5 protein-coding genes and 2 pseudogenes are annotated in these 4525 nt (G+C 33.9%); 1 reads left to right on the top strand and 6 read right to left on the bottom strand.

The genetic code is table 11. The features are described from left to right. Nucleotides 1-263: 263 nt before the first annotated feature. A complete protein-coding gene (locus BACFIN_RS03380; protein WP_007757045.1) occupies nucleotides 264-1211 on the bottom strand; it encodes a hypothetical protein in 948 nt (315 codons plus the stop codon). Nucleotides 1212-1443: 232 nt separating this feature from the next. Between BACFIN_RS03380 and BACFIN_RS20995 the strand changes: the two are divergent. Next, nucleotides 1444-1680: pseudogene (locus tag BACFIN_RS20995) on the top strand (winged helix-turn-helix domain-containing protein). A gap of 141 nt (nucleotides 1681-1821) precedes the next feature. Here the strand turns inward: BACFIN_RS20995 and BACFIN_RS0220180 are convergent. The 5 genes and pseudogenes from BACFIN_RS0220180 to BACFIN_RS03385 all read right to left on the bottom strand — a co-directional run. Next, nucleotides 1822-2142: a hypothetical protein gene (locus tag BACFIN_RS0220180; RefSeq protein WP_230325612.1), complete on the bottom strand. Its 321-nt coding sequence runs from the start codon at nucleotides 2140-2142 to the stop codon at nucleotides 1822-1824. Nucleotides 2143-2951: 809 nt separating this feature from the next. After that, on the bottom strand, nucleotides 2952-3446 hold the full coding sequence (locus BACFIN_RS20990; RefSeq protein WP_007757036.1) for a hypothetical protein: 495 nt from the start codon (nucleotides 3444-3446) through the stop codon (nucleotides 2952-2954). Next, nucleotides 3395-3688: a hypothetical protein gene (locus tag BACFIN_RS23465; RefSeq protein ID WP_007757035.1), complete on the bottom strand. Its 294-nt coding sequence runs from the start codon at nucleotides 3686-3688 to the stop codon at nucleotides 3395-3397. The genes BACFIN_RS20990 and BACFIN_RS23465 overlap by 52 nt, the downstream gene beginning before the upstream one ends. A 28-nt stretch (nucleotides 3689-3716) precedes the next feature. Beyond that, nucleotides 3717-3908, bottom strand: a pseudogene (locus tag BACFIN_RS23460) (urea transporter); the annotation flags it as partial. A 204-nt stretch (nucleotides 3909-4112) separates the two neighbouring features. After that, nucleotides 4113-4525: lipocalin family protein (locus BACFIN_RS03385; protein WP_007757033.1), on the bottom strand; the 413-nt coding region annotated here is incomplete at its 5' end.

Raw genomic sequence — 4525 nt, 5'->3', positions numbered from 1 at the left:
ATCCTGTATCCTTATTACAGTCCATTGTAGGTTAGTCAGAGACGGAAGCATACGATAGTAGAGAGTATTACATAACCGTAGGATGTTATAAAAAAGCTACAATAAACACTATTCTTTAAGCATTTGTACCTTTTTGTAAATTTTTATTTATGCCTCTCTTTGTCTTTCAGCTATGTCTTACATTCTACTCCGTTCCATGCTTTCGTCTCTGACTGACCCGTTGATTCTCATGATATAATATAAATATGCTTGTTCGGCTCTTTCTATATACCCTTTTTTCTCTTACTGTAATCCGGGAAATCCGTATTCCATATCCATCCGTTATGTTCTATGAAATGCAGTTCTTCTTCCTTTTCGGGTTCTATAGTTACGATCCTCCTTCCCGAACTGTCAATTTCTATTTCATTATCCAGTTCAAGAAAGGCTGTCAGGAGGGTATCTTTTCCGTCCCCTTCAAAATGCATGGCTGTCCTAAACCTGTAAACTCCTTTTCTACATTTGTTGTTTATAAAGATGGGAGTTCCGGAATAATCACCCGTACAGTGTCCCTTTATTCTGGCGCCCGGGTCCCTTGCCTGAGAAAACAGGATCTCCCAGTCCTTCTCCCTGATCCTTTCGTATATTTCTTCTCGGCTTCCTGTTCCGTCAGTTCTCTTTTCTTTGTCTGGTAAAGGGTGGTAGCTTATTTGGAGACCATGGGATAAGAAAGCCGTTTTGCCCGTCCTGTTGTCTATTCTTGTATTCCAATGATAGTAGTTGTGTATATTGGCAAACATTGCGACCTGGTACAAAGGGATTACTTCCATGTCCATACAGATTATGTCAAAATCTGTATTAACGGTTGCCATGACAGAGCAGGTGTCATTGCCGGAGGTCACCACATCCATTTTTATTTTTCTACTTCTGATATATGCTGTATCCAGTTTGTAGTCCAGGTATGCTTTGGCTTCCGGAAGTAAACGGTAGTATATTGTTTCATCATCGGGTCGTTCTGTTGTTACCGGTTCCCATATTTCTCCATTTCCTTCCGTCTGTTTTTTGAAGCGGTCATTAAAAGTCAGCGTATCCCCGCCTATGTTTGTGATGATAATTTGTAGTATTGAGTCTGCGCTGTAAGCTTCCAGTTTGGCACCGGTCTGCCTCCTCTTTTCTTTTTGGCAGGAGATGAGAATACCGACCCCGATACATAATATAATATATCCCCATTTCATATTCTTCGTATTTATTGTTACTGATAACCAAAGATAGGAAAAAGTTTGATTTCTGTCTTCAAAAAAATAAAAGAATTGCTTTTCTCTTTAGATTGTAGCAATAACCTTTCATATTGTTGAAATTAATTGCTAATGATGTCATATTGGTATTAATTATTGTTATATTGTCACATAAAGTATTCTGTTGTGGAAGAAAAATAATATTTTTATGTGTCATTTAAATTATTTCAATATGGATAAACACATAATCGGAGAAAATGCCGGTATCTTATGGCGTTTGTTAAATACAGATGCACAGAAAAGATGGGAATATTCGGAAATAAAGAACATTACAGGTTTTGATGATTCCGAATTGGGCAGTGCTATTGGCTGGTTGGCTCGTGAAGACAAGATTTAATTTGAACTGGAACATCACCAAAGCAAGGACAAGAGTGCACATATATATCTAATGTTGAATGTCTACTATTAAACGTATTAGTCACGGGAGAACTGTTGGGAAGGATGGCTTTTTCCGGGCTGTCCTTTTTCATGAGATTTAGTACGCTGTCCGATTATAACCTGTATCATAAGAACATACGGAAACTCCGTTGCTATATTCTGTTCCTATTTCTTAACTCCCGTAGTATAAATTGATTTTTCTTGTCACCACTTCTTCCACATCCAGTTCTATATTCATCCTTTCCAATTGTTCGAGCATATCCAATGTTTCCGTTGCCATTTCCCTATCCACAGGAATAACGACTCCTTCACCCATGGATACTTTGCAACTTTCTCCATCAGTGATTCTCTTTAGAACTACTGTTGGAAAGCGTCTGTTTTGTACACGTTCAGCAATTAATAATGAACCGCCGATAAGACTGTCTGAAACAACGATACTGTCAGCCCTCATCCGGAAAGCCTGATTCAAATCATTTCTATTCTGTATTGTCATTATTATAGTATTATTCTTTAGTGAGCGGCAAAGATACTTAATTAAATTTTTGAATGACATTGTAGACAGGTAATTTTGTAATTCCAGTGGTTGGCTTTTACTTTCCATAAATATCCCGAAATTCAAGGAAACAAAGATAATAACCTTTTTTCTTTTCTTTCTTATATTCCATATATAGAGTATTAGAAATTTTTTGGTTCATGAATACAGGTGTTATCTGGAAAAGATAAAGTTTACAAGTTATAATTTAAGGTATAGTTCTGAATATCAATTGTTTTTTTTCTTCCTCCTACCTCAAAGAGAAAGAGGAATTTTCGATAATTTGTCGGGAAACATCTTTTTTTATAATATTTCTAACTTGACCTGTTCAGAAAATAGTAAAAAAATAGGTTTCTCAATTTCCCCTCCCCGCTTTCCCCGCCTTTTCCTTTTTGAGGGTGGGAGAGATACCGGATGTTTCTGATATTGGAGAAAAAAATTACCTTGAATATCCTGAAAACCTGAAAGACAAGTAGAATAACCTTTTTTCTTTTTCTTTCTTATATTTTCTATATAGGAAATAGAAAATTTTTGGTTGTAAGAGTTATAGATTTACTGTAAGTAGTTGATTATATTCTAATTCATTTATTGTGAAGTAAAGATATTCATATATAGTATCTACCAATTTTCATATTTACCTCCAAACATCATTATTTCAATATCTTCTTTCATTATAATCTATCTATTGTCTTATTTACCTTTCACTTAAATAATCTAAGAACTGAATATCTTAGTTTTGACTTACTACTGTCTTTTTGAAAATGGAAATATTACTTTGCATCAATAATACGATCAATTCTTTCTTGTTCTTTCTTTACAAACTCATATAATTCGGGTTCGAGAGCCAGTTTGTGAGTTTGAATTTGGCTGGATATTACTGATTCAAAAATGTTCATTAGTTCTCTGGCTATATCTATTATATTATTTTTTTTCTTGCAAATATCAGATATTATCGGTGTGTATTCGGGATTGAGTTTCTTACATGTTGTTGCCATTTGTTTTACAATGTTTGTAATACACACCGTTTGTTCTTCTATTGAGAGCTTATCTCGGGATTCTAAATGCAGATGTAGTAAGTTGATACATTTTACCCATTGTCCATATAAATCTCTAATTATATTCAGACGAGTGAGCAAGATATTGGCAGTAGGATAGTTTTTCAATTTTATTAGCTGGATATTCAGCCGGATATTATTCAATTGATCTTGCTCTGCTATATGGTCGATCTTATGTCTGTCTTCTGTCGTAATGTCTTGTCTATCCATTTTGAAGAGAAATCAAGAACATCAATTGGTTTTATAGAATGGATTATCTCTAGAATATTATTTACCATTTCATCAAGCCTTTTTTGCTCTTGTTCTTTACGAATCAGCAAAATTTGAAGTTTAGGATTTTCTCTATTCTGTTTATTGGATGCATTTATGGACTTGAAAGCAATTATCAAAGCGATTGTAGTTGCTACCGATCCTATAGCAGTCCAGTCTATTGTATATAAATCAATATTCATTTTGTTTATTACTTCTAGTAGTTTTTTTCTACTTCCTTATCATTCTCTGTATCATTATCACGATCCATACAAATACAATAAAGGGAGCGGTTAAAGTCGTTATCCCTAATTTCATTCCGATAATCTGTAATATGGTAGACAATGTAATAGCTCCCGTTACCCATATACAACTTTTCTAATCTGTTCCTCCCAAGACTATGGCACATAATACACCATTATAGTAATAGATAGATAAATACATTGTGTACGTTCATTAATTCATCAATAACTGGGGCGGATTTGACCAAAGATTGCAGTATATTAGTCGATAAATAAAATATCTGCAAGAATTATATTATAACAATACAACTTCTTACAGATATTTGTAAAATCCTATTTTTAATATATCTATAATTTTTTTATAGATATAATTTAATAGATGACTTTATTTCAGAGAACGAGTTCCTGTCAAAATATCATCGGGGACTTTGTCACAACGTACATATACTGAAATATCTTCCGGATTATCTTTAACAATCCATTTCATTGAATTGTCCAACATTTCAGTCACTATATATTTATTAGTCCAATCACCTTTACCAAAATCATATGTACCACTCAGAATAAAGTCATCTTCTTTTTCTTCTATCAAAAATGAACCAGTCAGTTTTCGTGAATACATACTATTGAGGTTTTGATACATTATATAAGTATGTTCTTTTCGGTCGAAGGTGATATAGCAATAAAGTTTGTCATTCATTTCCTTTCCATTCCATTCACTCAAACGCCATGTACCGTTGAGATTCTTATAGTTTACTTCCAATATTGCGTCTTTTACATCATCGTCATCATTACAGG

The organism is Bacteroides finegoldii DSM 17565 (assembly GCF_000156195.1).
GTDB lineage: Bacteria > Bacteroidota > Bacteroidia > Bacteroidales > Bacteroidaceae > Bacteroides > Bacteroides finegoldii.
The sequence above is the reverse complement of the archived record's forward strand: the minus strand, read 5'-3'. Positions and strand labels throughout refer to the sequence as shown.

Excerpts from the sequence above, each read along its gene's own strand:
- BACFIN_RS20990 (WP_007757036.1), bottom strand. The coding sequence starts at position 3,446 with ATGGATAGACAAGACATTACGACAGAAGACAGACATAAGATCGACCAT.
- BACFIN_RS23465 (WP_007757035.1), bottom strand. The coding sequence starts at position 3,688 with ATGAATATTGATTTATATACAATAGACTGGACTGCTATAGGATCGGTA.
- BACFIN_RS0220180 (WP_230325612.1), bottom strand. The coding sequence starts at position 2,142 with ATGACAATACAGAATAGAAATGATTTGAATCAGGCTTTCCGGATGAGG.
- BACFIN_RS03380 (WP_007757045.1), bottom strand. The coding sequence starts at position 1,211 with ATGAAATGGGGATATATTATATTATGTATCGGGGTCGGTATTCTCATC.